Source organism: Halorubrum aquaticum (assembly GCF_900113615.1).
Classification (GTDB): domain Archaea; phylum Halobacteriota; class Halobacteria; order Halobacteriales; family Haloferacaceae; genus Halorubrum; species Halorubrum aquaticum.
In genome coordinates this window covers 18,358-32,662 of record NZ_FOPZ01000022.1, presented here as the reverse complement: position 1 = coordinate 32,662, position 14,305 = coordinate 18,358, and the positions used below count along the sequence as shown (strand labels likewise).

Here is a 14,305-nt window from a genome sequence, read left to right as displayed (position 1 = left end):
CAACCGGGCCGGCCGAACCGACGCATGCCGGCACGTTCGTCGACGAGAGTGCCGTACGACGGTCGGCTCCCGCGGATCGACCGGCTTTTTCCCCGGCGAACCCTCGTCATCGATATGGCCGACGAGTTCGACCCCGAGAAGTTCGAGGACAAGTACGCTCACTACTTCCCCGAGCTCCAGCGGGCGTACAAGAACGCGTTCAACCAGATGAACGAGCGCTACGACTCCGAGCTGGTCCACGGGATCGACCAGATGGTGCTCAACGAGTCCGAGCCGATGTACGAGGACGGCAAGTTCCGCGTTCAACTGCCCGAGAACCCCCGCGAGCGACTCCAGGGCGTCCTCGTCGACGACGAGAAGTTCGAGGCCACCCTCGAGGAGTACGTCGACCGGATCGAGACGGAGCTCTACCGGACGCTCGGCGTCGAACCGCCCGAATGACCGGCGATCCACCCGAACCAAAGGCATAAGCCGACCGACCACCAACTCGGAGGCATGAGCACGGAAACGAGCGACGCGGACAACGACCTTCGCGAGCGGGTCACCAACTTCCTGCGGCGCAACTTCCCGCAGATCCAGATGCACGGCGGCAGCGCCGCGATCAGCCACCTCGACCGGGAGACCGGCGAGGTCCAGATCCAGCTCGGCGGCGCGTGTTCCGGCTGCGGCATCTCCCCGATGACGATCCAGGCGATCAAGTCCCGGATGGTCAAGGAGATCCCCGAGATCGAGACCGTTCACGCCGACACCGGGATGGGCGCGGGCGCGGACGGCGACCTCGGCGGCACCGGCGGCGGGATGTCCCCGTCGTTCCCCGGCGAGACGACCGACGGCGACGACGACGAGGGGCCGCAGGCCCCCTTCTGAGTTCGATACCCCTCTAGACCGGTTCTTCTCGCGTTTTCCCGCACGATAGCCGACGGCGTCGACGTTTCTCGTGCCACTTCGTTCGACGGTCAATCCCTCTTTCGCAAGCCGATAAATCGTATATCGCGATATCAAAACGCTCTCCGCGCCGATTCCGCTCGACTGAAGGCTTTTTGTCCCGTGGCCCGTCACCGGTTCCTATGCAGTACCGCGAAGTCGAACCGACGGCGGAGTACGTCGCGCGGTTCGAGACGGGGGCCGACTGGCGCGAGGAGATCGAGGACCTCGCCCGCGAGGAGGGCGTGGACGCCGGGTGGTTCTCGGCGCTCGGCGCGGTCCAGGACGCGGAGGTCTGGTTCTACGACCAGGAGGAGACGGAGTATCGCTCGGTGACCTTCGACGAGCCGCTCGAGGTCGCCGCCTGCGTCGGCAACGTCTCGCTTCTGGAGGACGATGTCTTCGCGCACACCCACGCGGTGGTGTCGCGACCGAGCGGACAGGCGCTCGCCGGCCACCTCGACTCGGCGACCGTCTGGGCCGGCGAGTGTCACCTCCGGGCGTTCGCGGAGCCGCTCGAGCGCGAACACGACCCGGTCACCGACCTGGACCTATGGCTCTGATCTCGGGACCGAGGGCTCCGACCCGGCGGCGGCGATGAGACCGGACGACGAGCGCTACTTCGCCCGGCTCGAGGAGCGGCTCGACGAGGCGTTCGAGGTCGCGGAGACCGCGAAGGCGCAGGGAAAGGACCCCGAGCCGGAGATCGAGATCCCGGTCGCCCGCGACATGGCCGACCGCGTCGAGAACATCCTCGGGATCGACGGCGTCGCCGAGCGCGTCCGCGAGCTCGAAGGCGAGATGTCCCGCGAGGAGGCCGCCCTCGAGCTCGTCACCGACTTCGTCGAGGGGACCGTCGGCGACTACGACTCCCGGGCCGGCAAGATCGAGGGCGCGGTCAGGACCGCCGTCGCGCTGCTCACCGAGGGCGTCGTCGCCGCGCCGATCGAGGGGATCGACCGCGTCGAGCTGTTACAGAACGACGACGGCACGGAGTTCATCAACGTCTACTACGCCGGACCGATCCGGTCGGCGGGCGGGACCGCACAGGCGCTCTCGGTCCTCGTCGCCGACTACGCGCGGGCGCTCTTGGGTATCGACGAGTACCACGCACGGACCGAGGAGGTCGAGCGGTACGCCGAGGAGATCGCGCTCTACGACCGCGAGACCGGGCTCCAGTACACGCCGAAGGATAAGGAATCGAAGTTCATCGCGGAGAACCTCCCCATCATGCTCGACGGGGAGGCGACCGGCGACGAGGAGGTCTCGGGGTTCCGCGACCTCGAGCGGGTCGACACCAACTCCCCGCGCGGCGGGATGTGTCTCGTCGCCGCGGAGGGGATCGCGTTGAAGGCCCCGAAGATCCAGCGGTACACCCGCGACCTCGACGAGGTCGACTGGCCGTGGCTTCAGGACCTCATCGACGGGACGATCGGGAAGGACGGAGCCGACGGCGAGGAAGGGGGGAGCAACGACGGAGACGACGGGGACGGGGAGACCGACGACGCGAACGGTGAGGACGAGCAGGCCGGGGACGCGAACGGCGACGAGGGCGACGACGATTCCGCCCCCGCCGGGCCGCTCCGTCCGAAGCCCTCACAGAAGTTCCTGCGGGACCTGATCGCCGGGCGACCGGTGTTCACGCACCCCTCGGAGGACGGCGGGTTCAGGCTCAGATACGGCCGTGCGAGAAACCACGGGTTCGCGACCGCGGGCGTCCACCCGGCGACGATGCACCTCGTGGACGACTTCCTGGCGACCGGAACGCAGATCAAGACCGAGCGTCCGGGGAAGGCCGCGGGCGTCGTCCCCGTCGACTCCATCGAGGGGCCGACGGTGAAGCTCGCGAACGGCGAGGTCCGGCGGATCGACGACCCCGAGGAGGCGCTCGCGGTGCGCAACGGCGTGGAGGAGATCCTCGATCTGGGCGAGTACCTCGTCAACTACGGCGAGTTCGTCGAGAACAACCACCCGCTCGCGCCCGCGTCGTACGTCTACGAGTGGTGGGTCCAGGAGTTCGAGGCGGCTGGTGCCGACGTCCAGGCGCTCGACGACGACCCCAACGTCGACCTCGAACACCCGGACCCCGCCGAGGCGCTGGAGTGGGCGGAGTCCTACGACTGCCCGCTCCACCCCGAGTACACCTACCTCTGGCACGACGTGTCGGTCGACGCCTTCGAGACGCTCGCGGCCGCCGTCGCCGACGGCGAGGTCGTCGAGGGCGTGCTGGCGATCGAGCATACGGACGAAGTCGCGCGCGCGCTCGAGACCCTGCTCGTCGAGCACGCCGCCACGCCCGACGCGCTCCGGGTCCCGACGTGGCGGCCGCTCGCGCGGTCGCTCGGGGTCGACGACGGGCTCCGGAGGGAGTGGGAGGGGGCGGACCTCCCGCGGGAGGCCCGCGAGTGGGACGGCGGCGACAACGCCGTGAAGGCCGTGGACGCGGTCGCGCCATTCGAGGTCCGCGAGCGAGCGCCGGTCCGGATCGGCAACCGGATGGGCCGGCCGGAGAAGTCGGAGAGCCGCGACCTCTCGCCGGCGGTCCACACGCTGTTCCCGATCAACGAGGCCGGCGGCCCCCAACGCGACGTGGCGAAGGCCGCGTCGACGATGGACGACCGCGGTCGACGCGGCCACCATGAACTCGAGGTCGCCGACCGGGCGTGTCCCGACTGCGGCACCCACACCTACCGATCGGCGTGTCCCGACTGCGGCACCCACACCGAGCCCCACTACGAGTGCGGCGACTGCGGGACCGTCTGTGAGCCCGACGAGGCCGGCCGCGTCGAGTGTCCGCGCTGTGAATGGGAGGTGACCGCGGCCACCTATCAGGAGGTCGACCTCAACGACGCCTACCGCTCGGCGATGGAGGTCGTCGGCGAGCGCGAGTCCGCCTTCGAGATCCTGAAGGGGGTTCAGGGGCTCACCTCGACGAACAAGACGCCTGAAGCCATCGAGAAGGGGATCCTCCGCGCGAAGAACGGCGTCACCTCGTTCAAGGACGGGACGGTCCGGTACGACATGACCGACCTCCCGGTCACGTCGGTCCGCCCGGAGGAGCTCGACGTCACCGCCGACCACTTCCGGGAGCTGGGTTACGAGACGGACATCGACGGCGACCCGCTCCGGCACGACGACCAGCTGGTCGAGCTGAAGGTACAGGACGTGGTGCTCTCGGACGGGGCGGCCGAACACATGCTGAAGACCGCGGACTTCGTCGACGACCTCCTCGCGCAGTTCTACGACCTCCCCCGCTTCTACGAGGTGAACGAGCGCGACGACCTCGTCGGCGAGCTCGTCTTCGGGATGGCCCCGCACACGAGCGCCGCAACTGTCGGGAGGGTGATTGGATTCACTTCGGCCGCGGTAGGATACGCTCATCCGTACTTTCACGCCGCCAAGCGTCGAAACTGCGATGGTGACGAAGATTGTGTGATGCTTCTCATGGACGGTCTTCTCAACTTTTCGAAAACTTTTCTCCCGAACCAGCGGGGCGGGAAGATGGACGCGCCTCTCGTGATGTCTTCGCGGATCGACCCCTCGGAGATCGACGACGAGGCGCACAACATGGACGTCGTGCGACGCTATCCGCTGGAGTTCTACGAGGCGACCCGCGAGATGGCCGACCCGGAGGCGGTCGAGGACCGGATCAGACTCGGCGAGGACACGCTCGGGACCGACGACGAGTACCGCGGGTTCGACCACACCCACGACACGACCGACATCGCGATGGGGCCGGACCTGTCGGCGTACAAGACGCTCGGCGACATGATGGAGAAGATGGACGCCCAGTTGGAACTCGCCCGGAAGGTCCGGGCGGTCGACGAGACGGACGTCGCGGAGCGCGTCATCGAGTACCACTTCCTGCCCGACATCATCGGGAACCTGCGGGCCTTCTCCCGCCAGGAGACGCGGTGTCTCGACTGCGGCGAGAAGTACCGCCGGATGCCGCTTTCCGGCGACTGCCGGGAGTGCGGCGGCCGGGTGAACCTCACCGTCCACGAGGGCTCCGTGAGCAAGTACGTCGACACCGCGATCGAGGTCGCGGAGCGGTTCGGCTGCCGGCCCTACACCAAACAGCGGCTGAAGGTGTTGGACGACTCGCTGGAGTCGATCTTCGAGGACGACACCAACAAGCAGTCCGGCATCGCGGACTTCATGTGATCCTGTGAACGTGACCCTGTGAGCGTGACTCCGTGAGACGGTCGGCGCGCGCGGAACGAGCGGCGGAGCCGCGAGTCGCGCGCGAGGGAGTTGCGAGCGCTTGAAAAGCGCGAGCAACGAGGCTGGGGAGGCGCGAGGTGTGGTCGCGGTTCGGCCGGGGCTTTGGCACCGTGCGCCGCACCGTCAGCGAGTAAGAAACGGTCCGCCCGGTGAACCGGTCACCTCGCGCTCCGGCTCACAGGTCGAGTTCCGTCGCCGAGTCGACCTCGAACCGCGTCACCCGCGGTTCCCCGGCGAGCAGGTCCGGAAGCGCGGCCTCGAACGCTTTGAAGTGGTCGGTCTCCGTGTGCGCCTCGAACGCCGCCGCGTCCTCGTACTGCTCGAAGAACCGGAGAGTCGTCCCGTCCTCGACGTCCGTGGCCGCGCGGTACTCGATGGTGCCGTCCTCCTCGTTCGACTCCTCGACGAGCGTCTCCGCGTGGTCGAGCGCCTCGTCGAGCCTCTCCGATGCGATCGGAAACACGGCGTGTAACACGATCATCGACGGGCGAAGCTACGAAGGCCGCTCGGAAAACGTTCCGGTCGCGGATGACGTTCCGGGCGACTCCTCCGACCCGACTACTCGTCCGGCCCGGGTACCCGTTCGGTCCGACTACTCGTCCGCGCGCGCCTCCTCGACGATCCGCGTGAACTCGCGGGCGGTCTCCGTGATCGCCTCGTAGTCCGCGCGCGCGGCCGCGTCGTAGTCGACGAGCGCGCCGCCGGCGCCGACGGCGAACGCGCCGGCGTCGATGAAGTCAGCGGCGTTGTCCGGGCCGACGCCGCCAGTCGGCATCATCGGGATCTGGCCGAGCGGCCCCTTCATCGCGCCGACGTGGGCGGGGCCGACCGTCTTCGCGGGGAACACCTTCACGAAGTCCGCGCCGGCCTCGTAGCCGCGGACCGCCTCCGTCGGCGTCATGACCCCGGGCGCGCTCACGGCCCCGTACCGGTTACACGTCTCGATGACGTCCTCGTGGAGGCTCGGCGAGACGACGAACTCCGCGCCGGCCATGAGGGTGGTTCTCGCGGTCTCGCTATCGAGGACGGTACCGGTGCCGACCACGACCTCGTCGTCGTCGAACGATCCGGCCACGTCGCCGATGAGGTCGGCGACCTCCGGCGTGTCGGCGGTGATCTCGACGGCGGTGACTCCGCCGGCGTGTAGCGCCTCGGCGATCCCGATGAGCTGATCGGCCGGCACGCCGCGCAACACCGCGACGACGCCGCTGTCGACGATCCGCGAGAGCGTCTCGTTCATGTCTCCCCCTTTCCGACCGGTCACTTAAATCCGTGCGGGGCGGCTCGGAACCGCGGGGTGACGGGCGTCGAACCGTGCGAGCGATCGACACGAAATCGGCGCGGATCGGCCCCGATCCTCCACGAAACGGCCGCGGAGAAACACTACCCTTTTGACCCTGCTGTCGGTAACACGCGGTATAATGGGCCGACGCAAGAAGATCGTTCAAGAGTGTGAGCGGCTGATGGACAACCCGGAGCACATCCGGAACATCGCCATCGCCGCCCACGTCGATCACGGGAAGACGACGCTCTCCGACAACCTGCTGGCCGGCGCCGGCATGATCTCCCAGGACACCGCGGGCGAGCAGCTCGCGATGGACACGAAGGAGGACGAACAGGAGCGTGGGATCACCATCGACGCGGCGAACGTCTCGATGACCCACGAATACGAGGACACCAACCACCTCATCAACCTCATCGACACGCCGGGACACGTCGACTTCGGCGGCGACGTCACCCGCGCTATGCGCGCGGTCGACGGCGCGCTCGTGGTCGTCGACGCCGTCGAGGGCGCGATGCCCCAGACGGAGACCGTGCTCCGGCAGGCGCTGCGCGAGGGCGTGAAGCCGACGCTGTTCATCAACAAGGTCGACCGCCTCATCAGCGAGCTTCAGGAGGGACCCCAGGAGATGCAGGAACGGCTGCTCTCCGTCATCGCCGACGTGAACGAGCTCATCCGCGGGATGGCCGAGAACATGGACGACATCCCCGAGGACTGGACCGTCTCCGTCGAGGACGGCACGGTCGGGTTCGGCTCCGCGCTGTACAAGTGGGGCGTCTCGATGCCGTCGATGCAGCGGACCGGCATGGACTTCGGCGACATCATGGAGCTCGAACAGAACGACAAGCGCGACGAGCTCCACGAGCGCACGCCGCTGTCGACCGTCGTGCTCGACATGGTCTGTGAGCACTTCCCGAACCCGGTCGACGCACAGCCCCGCCGCGTCCCGCGCATCTGGCGCGGCGACCCGGACTCCACGCTGGCCGAGGGGATGCAGCTGGTCGACGAGGACGGCGAGGTCGTCTTCATGGTCACCGACATCTCGATGGACCCGCACGCGGGCGAGATCGCGACGGGTCGCGTCTTCTCCGGTACCCTCGAGAAGGGGCAGGAGCTGTACGTCTCCGGCACCGCGGGCAAGAACCGCATCCAGAGCGTCGGCCTCTTCATGGGGTCGGAACGCGAGGAGGTGGAGCACGTCCCCGCCGGGAACATCGCCTCCGTCACCGGCCTGCGCGACGCCATCGCCGGCTCGACCGTCTCCTCCGTGGAGATGACGCCGTTCGAGTCGATCGAGCACATCTCCGAGCCGGTCATCACGAAGTCCGTCGAGGCCCAGAGCATGGACGACCTGCCGAAGCTCATCGAGACGCTCCAGCAGGTCGCCAAGGAGGACCCGACGATCCAGATCGAGATCAACGAGGACACCGGCGAGCACCTCATCAGCGGGCAGGGCGAGCTCCACCTCGAAGTGATCACCCAGCGGATCCGCGACAACCAGGGCATCCCGGTCATCACCGGCGAACCGATCGTCGTCTTCCGTGAACAGCCCCAGGAGGCGTCCCGCGAGGTCGAGGGGCAGTCGCCGAACCGCCACAACAAGTTCTACCTCACGGTCGAGCCGATGGCCCAGGACATCGTCGACGCCATCCAGCTCGGCGAGGTCTCCATGGACATGCCCGAACTGGAGCGCCGCGAGGCGCTTCAGGAGGCCGGCATGGACAAGGACACCTCCCAGAACGTCGAGGACATCCACCGGACCAACATCCTCATCGACGACACGAAAGGTATCCAGCACCTCAACGAGACGATGGAACTCGTCTTAGAGGGGCTTCAGGAGGCGCTCGACGACGGCCCGCTGGCCGCCGAGCCGGTTCAGGGGTCGCTGTTCCGCCTCCACGACGCGAAGCTCCACGAGGACACCATCCACCGCGGTCCCGCACAGGTCATCCCCGCCGTCCGCGACGCGGTCCACCGCGCGCTGATCGACGGCGAGGTCCGCCTGCTCGAGCCGATCCAGGACGTCCGGATCGACGTGCCCAGCGAACACATGGGCGCGGCCTCGGGCGAGATCCAGGGTCGTCGCGGTCGCGTCGACGACATGTACCAGGAGGGCGACCTGATGGTCGTCGAGGGCATCGCGCCCGTCGAGGAGATGATCGGGTTCTCCTCCGACATCCGCTCGGCCACCGAGGGCCGCGCCTCCTGGAACACGGAGAACGCCGGCTTCCGCGTGCTCGTCGACAACCTCCAGCGCGAGAAGATCATGGAGATCCGCGAGCGCAAGGGAATGAAGCTCGAACTGCCCAGCTCGATCGACTACATCTGAACTGACGCGACGATTCGGTCGCGGTCGCGTTTTTCCCGTCTCCTCGTTCTCTCCGCTTTCCGGTCGGTTTCGTTCTCCCCGCTTTCCGGTCGGTTTCGTTCTCCCGGCTCCGCAGTCACGTTGTTTTCAGATGTTTTCCGTCTGAAACAGCCGATCGCTGAAGAGTGCGAAGTGATCGCTGTTATCTCCCAAACGACTATTGAACACAGAAATAGACTCGACAGTAATGACCGATCTCGAAGATCACCGCGTCTTGCCGCACGTCATCGGAGAATCCCCGGGTAGGAGCCGCCTCCCATTACTAGTGATCGTCCTCTTGTTACTCGCCTCCGGTGGCTTCGTGATCGGAACGGATATCGGCCTTTCTCTCGGCTGGATCGTCTTGGCGCTCGGTATCGCTACTGTGGCGGGATTCATCGGTGCTGGTCTCATACCGACCATCGGTTCGCTGTGGCTTATCGGCTTCTGGTGGTTCGTTTTCCCACCGATCGTCGGGTACCTTTCAGGTAACTGGGCAGGGGCAACCAGATACAACCATCCGAGAATGATGGGCTACGGGTATACCTCTGCGCACGCCGAGGTAATCGGCGGAATCGAATATGGTGTCCAATTCGGTCTCTTGCTTGCCATTATTCTCGGACTCATCGGATATCCCACCGGGATAGCGGTTGATCGGCTCGTATCGCGGGTGAAGGCAGTTCGATGAGTTTTCCCAGTATATCAAGCACCGTCAAGCGTGTTCACACGACACGGAGGCAACGACTGCCATCGCCGAAGGCTTATACCGATCCCGCCGACTCCTTTCGGGTATGCAGACGGGCACGACTCCCGCTCGGCGCATCGATACGGAGCAAGCAAGCGGCCGCTCCGCGCCGACAGGGACGTGCCGGACGGTCTCCACGAACCCCGCGGGGGTGATCGCGTGAGCGACACTCGAGACGGCGCGCCCGAGGAGGCGGCCGACGCGGCGGACTCGACAGACCCGGCGGCCGACGGCGGCCACGATCCCGCCCCCTCGACGCACACGGTTCGACTCGAACTCGTCGACGAGCCGGGACAGCTGCTCGCGGCGCTCCAGCCGATCGCGAACAACGGCGGGAACCTGTTGTCGATCTACCACGAGCGGGGGAACAAGACCCCGCGCGGCCGGATCCCGGTCGAGGTGGACTTCGAGGCGACGGCCGAACGCTTCGAGGGGATAGTCGAGGCGCTGCGCGAGGAGGGGATCGCGGTGATGCAGGCGGGAACGGAGCGGTACGCCGAGGAGATCACTCTCGTCCTGTTCGGCCACCTCATCGACACCGACCTCTCGGACACGCTCTCGCGGATCGAGGCGTCCGCGTCGGCGTCGGTCGCCGACGTGTCGCTCGCGGCCCCCCAGGGCACCGAGGAGGTCTCGAGCGCCCGGCTTCGGTTGGAGGCACGGTCGGGCGAGACGAGCGAGGCGATCGCGGCGGTTCGCGGGATCGCCGAGGAGAAGGAGTTGCGCGTGGTCGCGCCGCTCGCGGGGGTGGACGCGTGAGGCTCGCCGTGATCGGCGCGGGCGCGGTCGGCCGCTCAGTCGTCGAGTTGGCCGGCGAGTACGGCCACGAGGTCGTCGCAGTCGCGGACTCCTCGAGCGCGGTCGTCGCTGACGCCTCGAGCGATTCGAGCGCCGGGAACGGACTCGGCGTCGACGCCGAGGCGATCGTGACCCGCAAGGCGGAGACCGGAATCGTCGGCGACGGCGACCCGGCGGACGCGCTCGCGGCCGACTACGACGTCCTCGTCGAGGCCACTCCCACGACGCTCGGCGACGCCGAGCCGGGCTTCTCACACGTTCGGACCGCCCTCGAGCGGGACCGCCACGTCGTGTTGGCGAACAAGGGGCCGGTCGCGGAGAGGTACGGCGACCTCCAGGCGCTCGCCGCCGACAGCGCCGGCGACGTGCGCTTCGAGGCGACGGTCGGCGGGGCGATCCCGGCGGTCTCGACGGTCGAGGACATCGAGCCGGGCCACGTCACCGCGGTACGGGGCGTGCTCAACGGGACCGCGAACTTCATCCTCACGCGCATGGCCGCGGAGGGGCTCGACTACGACCACGTGCTCTCGGAGGCGCAGGACCTCGGCGTCGCGGAGGCGGACCCGTCCTTCGACGTCGACGGGACCGACGCCGCGCTCAAGTGCGTCATCCTCGCGAACGTGCTCTCCTTCGGCGGGGCGGACGACCCGGCCGACGCCCGGGAGTTCTCGCTCGAGGACGCGTCGGTCGAGGGGATCCGCGACGTGCCGGGGTCCGTCCTCCGGCTCGCCGCCGAGGACGGCAGAACCGTCCGGCTGATCGGCGAGGCGACGGGCGAGACGGTCCGCGTCGCCCCGCGGCTCGTCCACGAGAACGGGACGCTCGCGGTCTCGGGCACGCAGAACATCGTCCAGATCGAGACCACGCACGCGGGTCGGCTCAACATCTCGGGGCGCGGCGCGGGCGGCCCCGAGACGGCGAGCGCGATCCTCGGCGACGTGGGTCGACTCGGCTGATCCCGGATCGGCCACCGTCCCGCCTCGATCCTCACCCCGTCCCCGCTCCGTCTCCGTCTTCAGCCGCCCTCTCTCCCCGGTCCCGGCGGCGGCGGCCGCCACGATGGAGGATCGTCACGAGCCGCCCGTGTGTCGCGATGCCGTGACCCGCGGTGACGGGAATCACCCGACGGCGGCGTTCTCGACTGTGGTGCGTATCGAAACCGTTTTAGTGGAATCAACCGAAAACGTACTCACAGAGCGCCTTAGCGCGTGATTACCCCATGAGTGACAAACCGCACCAGAATCTGGCCATTATCGGCCACGTCGACCACGGCAAGAGTACGCTCGTGGGTCGACTCCTCTTCGAGACGGGGAGCGTCCCCGAGCACGTAATCGAGCAGCATCGCGAGGAAGCAGAAGAGAAGGGCAAAGGCGGCTTCGAGTTCGCCTACGTGATGGACAACCTCGCCGAGGAGCGCGAGCGTGGCGTCACGATCGACATCGCCCACCAGGAGTTCGACACGGATTCCTACTACTTCACCATCGTCGACTGCCCGGGCCACCGTGACTTCGTGAAGAACATGATCACGGGTGCCTCGCAGGCCGACAACGCGGTCCTCGTCGTCGCGGCGGACGACGGCGTCGCGCCCCAGACCCGAGAGCACGTGTTCCTGGCCCGCACGCTGGGCATCAACGAGCTCATCATCGGCGTCAACAAGATGGACCTGGTCGACTACCAGGAGTCCACGTACGACGAGGTCGTCGAGGAGGTCAAGAACCTGCTCAACCAGGTCCGCTTCGCGACCGACGACACGACGTTCGTGCCGATCTCGGCGTTCGAGGGCGACAACATCTCCGAGGAGTCCGAGAACACCGGCTGGTACGACGGCCCCACCCTGCTGGAGTCGCTCAACGACCTGCCCGAGTCCGAGCCGCCGACGGACGCGCCGCTCCGGCTCCCCATCCAGGACGTCTACACCATCTCCGGCATCGGGACCGTCCCCGTCGGACGCGTCGAGACCGGCATCCTCAACACGGGGGACAACGTCTCCTTCCAGCCGTCCGACGTGGGCGGCGAGGTGAAGACGGTCGAGATGCACCACGAGGAGGTTCCCAAGGCCGAGCCCGGCGACAACGTCGGGTTCAACGTCCGCGGTCTCGGCAAGGACGACATCCGTCGCGGCGACGTGTGTGGTCCCGCCGACGACCCGCCGAGCGTCGCCGAGACGTTCAAGGCGCAGGTCGTCGTCATGCAGCACCCGTCGGTGATCACGGCCGGCTACACCCCGGTCTTCCACGCGCACACGGCGCAGGTCGCCTGTACGATCGAGTCGATCGACCAGAAGATCGACCCCTCCTCGGGCGAGGTCGCCGAGGAGAACCCGGACTTCATCAAGTCGGGCGACGCCGCGGTCGTCACCGTTCGCCCGCAGAAGCCGCTCAGCATCGAGCCGTCCGGCGAGATCCCGGAACTCGGCAGCTTCGCCATCCGCGACATGGGTCAGACCATCGCGGCCGGGAAAGTGCTCGAAGTCAACGAGCGATAATCGATGCAGCAGGCACGCGTCCGCCTCGCCGGTACCAGCCCCGAGGACCTCGACGCCATCTGCGACGACGTCCGCGAGATCGCGGACTCGACGGGGGTCGCCCTGTCGGGCCCGATCCCGCTTCCGACGAAGACGCTGGAGATCCCGTCGCGGAAGTCCCCGGACGGTGAGGGGACGGCGACGTGGGAGCACTGGGAGATGCGCGTCCACAAGCGGCTGATCGACATCGACGCCGACGAACGCGCGCTCCGCCAGCTCATGCGCGTCCAGGTGCCCAACGACGTCAGCATCGAGATCGTTCTCGAGGACTAAGCGCTAAGGCGCGTTCGCGCCACGCTCTCCGTTTTCGTTTCTCACGTCGGACGGCGTCGTTCGTCCTCGACCGTCTCGGACCGACCGGTATCTCAGCCCAACTCGATCGTTTCGACGTACCGGAGGAAGGACTCCAAGCCCCGATTCTCGGTGTAGTGGACCGATTCGGCGTCGGCGTCGTACCGGACGATCCCGGCCTCCTGAAGCATCGGGAGGTGGGTATCAAGGAGTTCCTCGCGGACCACCTCCGGCGGGGACGAGTCGCGCATCGGCAGCGACCGGTCGATGTCGTGGATCTCCTCGACCAGCCGGTCGAGCGGGACGGTCTGATTCGGCTGGTTCTTCAAGTGATACAGGAGCGTGCGCCGGCGTGGGCACGACAGCAGTTCCAGTATCCTATCGAAGGAGTGGCGCATCGGCACCGTTTCGGGGCGGTCCGGGTCCGTTCTCGCGGTCCCGCCCGGCGGCGGCGTCGTCGAACGGAACGACGGAGTCCGCGTCGTCTCCTCGCGTTCCGTCGGGATCCAGCCGTCGGCCGGCGTGTGCTCGATGACCGTATCGTACAGCGGTCGAAGGGTCGCCACCGTCTCCTCGTCGTGTGCGTCCGGGTCGACGTGGCTGTGGGCGATCACGCCGAGACGCTCACAGAGGCGGTTGAGGGCGGTGATCAGGGCGATCACGCGGTCGGTCTCGTAGGCGGCGAGCAGCCGCGTCACGGAGTGAAGACACAGGACCGTCGTCTCGTCGGTGTCCTTCCACGCGCCGAGCTGGCTGGCGATCGCGAACCCGACGTCGTGGAGGTCCGCGTCCTCGGGAAGTCCGCGTACGGAGATCGATCCCGATTCGGAGACCGGGAGCCGATCGGTCGTCATCTCCCGCCTTCCGTCGACGATCGTCACCCTCGTCGGGAGCTCGCTGCCGGCTTCACGCTGCCAGACCGACAGGCGCTCGGCGGGGGATGCCGAAAGCGTAACGCTCAGCACGTTGGTGTGTTCGGGCGGATCGTGAGTCAGCAGATCGATACAGGCGCCGTCGTCGGGGGACTCCTGCGAGGGAGCCAGCAAGAGAACGGACGACGATCGGCCGACGTAGTCGCGTAGCGTGCGATCCGAACCTACCACTAGCGCCGTTCGGCGTCCGATCGAGATAAACTCGTCGTTCAGATATCACGTTGCTATCCACAGTCAC

13 protein-coding genes are annotated in these 14,305 nt (G+C 67.4%); 10 read left to right on the top strand and 3 right to left on the bottom strand.

Features of this window, described 5'->3' with window-relative positions; all coding sequences use genetic code 11:
- Window positions 1–114: 114 nt before the first annotated feature.
- The 4 genes from F3H10_RS14365 (at window position 115) to F3H10_RS14350 (ending at window position 5,088) form a co-directional block, all read left to right on the top strand.
- Complete coding sequence (locus tag F3H10_RS14365) at window positions 115–441, top strand: DUF5783 family protein (RefSeq protein WP_149785468.1); 327 nt, start codon at window positions 115–117, stop codon at window positions 439–441.
- 54 nt (window positions 442–495) lie between these two features.
- Window positions 496–867, top strand: a complete 372-nt coding sequence (locus F3H10_RS14360; RefSeq protein WP_149785467.1) for a NifU family protein — start codon at window positions 496–498, stop codon at window positions 865–867.
- Window positions 868–1,067: 200 nt separating this feature from the next.
- A complete protein-coding gene (locus tag F3H10_RS14355) occupies window positions 1,068–1,487 on the top strand; it encodes a PPC domain-containing DNA-binding protein (protein ID WP_149785466.1) in 420 nt (139 codons plus the stop codon).
- A gap of 34 nt (window positions 1,488–1,521) precedes the next feature.
- Window positions 1,522–5,088 (top strand): DNA polymerase II large subunit, encoded by a 3,567-nt coding sequence (locus F3H10_RS14350; RefSeq protein WP_149785465.1) that lies wholly within the window; start codon window positions 1,522–1,524, stop codon window positions 5,086–5,088.
- A gap of 235 nt (window positions 5,089–5,323) precedes the next feature.
- Here F3H10_RS14350 and F3H10_RS14345 read toward each other — a convergent pair whose 3' ends face one another.
- Together F3H10_RS14345 and F3H10_RS14340 are read right to left on the bottom strand one after the other, a co-directional pair.
- Window positions 5,324–5,629: a putative quinol monooxygenase gene (locus tag F3H10_RS14345; RefSeq protein ID WP_149785464.1), complete on the bottom strand. Its 306-nt coding sequence runs from the start codon at window positions 5,627–5,629 to the stop codon at window positions 5,324–5,326.
- Window positions 5,630–5,740: 111 nt separating this feature from the next.
- Window positions 5,741–6,388 carry a bifunctional 4-hydroxy-2-oxoglutarate aldolase/2-dehydro-3-deoxy-phosphogluconate aldolase gene (locus tag F3H10_RS14340; RefSeq protein WP_149785463.1) on the bottom strand — a complete coding sequence of 216 codons (648 nt, stop codon included), beginning with the start codon at window positions 6,386–6,388 and terminating at the stop codon, window positions 5,741–5,743.
- Window positions 6,389–6,569: 181 nt separating this feature from the next.
- Between F3H10_RS14340 and F3H10_RS14335 the strand changes: the two genes are divergently transcribed.
- The 6 genes from F3H10_RS14335 (at window position 6,570) to rpsJ (ending at window position 13,117) form a co-directional block, all read left to right on the top strand.
- Window positions 6,570–8,759, top strand: coding sequence for an elongation factor EF-2 (locus tag F3H10_RS14335; protein ID WP_149785462.1), 2,190 nt, complete (start codon window positions 6,570–6,572; stop codon window positions 8,757–8,759).
- Window positions 8,760–8,985: 226 nt separating this feature from the next.
- Complete coding sequence (locus tag F3H10_RS14330) at window positions 8,986–9,465, top strand: hypothetical protein (protein ID WP_149785461.1); 480 nt, start codon at window positions 8,986–8,988, stop codon at window positions 9,463–9,465.
- A 216-nt stretch (window positions 9,466–9,681) separates the two neighbouring features.
- On the top strand, window positions 9,682–10,281 hold the full coding sequence (locus tag F3H10_RS14325) for an amino acid-binding protein (protein WP_149785460.1): 600 nt from the start codon (window positions 9,682–9,684) through the stop codon (window positions 10,279–10,281).
- On the top strand, window positions 10,278–11,276 hold the full coding sequence (locus F3H10_RS14320) for a homoserine dehydrogenase (protein WP_149785459.1): 999 nt from the start codon (window positions 10,278–10,280) through the stop codon (window positions 11,274–11,276). The genes F3H10_RS14325 and F3H10_RS14320 overlap by 4 nt, the downstream gene beginning before the upstream one ends.
- A gap of 263 nt (window positions 11,277–11,539) precedes the next feature.
- Window positions 11,540–12,805 (top strand): translation elongation factor EF-1 subunit alpha, encoded by a 1,266-nt coding sequence (gene tuf, locus F3H10_RS14315; protein ID WP_149785458.1) that lies wholly within the window; start codon window positions 11,540–11,542, stop codon window positions 12,803–12,805.
- 3 nt (window positions 12,806–12,808) lie between these two features.
- The gene (gene rpsJ / locus F3H10_RS14310) at window positions 12,809–13,117 is read left to right on the top strand and encodes a 30S ribosomal protein S10 (protein WP_023497061.1); all 309 of its coding nucleotides are present in this window, start codon (window positions 12,809–12,811) and stop codon (window positions 13,115–13,117) included.
- A gap of 92 nt (window positions 13,118–13,209) precedes the next feature.
- Here the strand turns inward: rpsJ and F3H10_RS14305 are convergent, their stop codons facing one another.
- Entirely contained in the window at window positions 13,210–14,238 is a 1,029-nt protein-coding gene (locus tag F3H10_RS14305) for a DUF7504 family protein (RefSeq protein ID WP_149785457.1), read from the bottom strand.
- Window positions 14,239–14,305: the final 67 nt, after the last annotated feature.

Coding starts and splice junctions, on each gene's coding strand:
- F3H10_RS14365 (WP_149785468.1), top strand. CDS start 115: ATGGCCGACGAGTTCGACCCCGAGAAGTTCGAGGACAAGTACGCTCAC.
- F3H10_RS14360 (WP_149785467.1), top strand. CDS start 496: ATGAGCACGGAAACGAGCGACGCGGACAACGACCTTCGCGAGCGGGTC.
- F3H10_RS14355 (WP_149785466.1), top strand. CDS start 1,068: ATGCAGTACCGCGAAGTCGAACCGACGGCGGAGTACGTCGCGCGGTTC.
- F3H10_RS14350 (WP_149785465.1), top strand. CDS start 1,522: ATGAGACCGGACGACGAGCGCTACTTCGCCCGGCTCGAGGAGCGGCTC.
- F3H10_RS14345 (WP_149785464.1), bottom strand. CDS start 5,629: ATGATCGTGTTACACGCCGTGTTTCCGATCGCATCGGAGAGGCTCGAC.
- F3H10_RS14340 (WP_149785463.1), bottom strand. CDS start 6,388: ATGAACGAGACGCTCTCGCGGATCGTCGACAGCGGCGTCGTCGCGGTG.
- F3H10_RS14335 (WP_149785462.1), top strand. CDS start 6,570: ATGGGCCGACGCAAGAAGATCGTTCAAGAGTGTGAGCGGCTGATGGAC.
- F3H10_RS14330 (WP_149785461.1), top strand. CDS start 8,986: ATGACCGATCTCGAAGATCACCGCGTCTTGCCGCACGTCATCGGAGAA.
- tuf (WP_149785458.1), top strand. CDS start 11,540: ATGAGTGACAAACCGCACCAGAATCTGGCCATTATCGGCCACGTCGAC.
- rpsJ (WP_023497061.1), top strand. CDS start 12,809: ATGCAGCAGGCACGCGTCCGCCTCGCCGGTACCAGCCCCGAGGACCTC.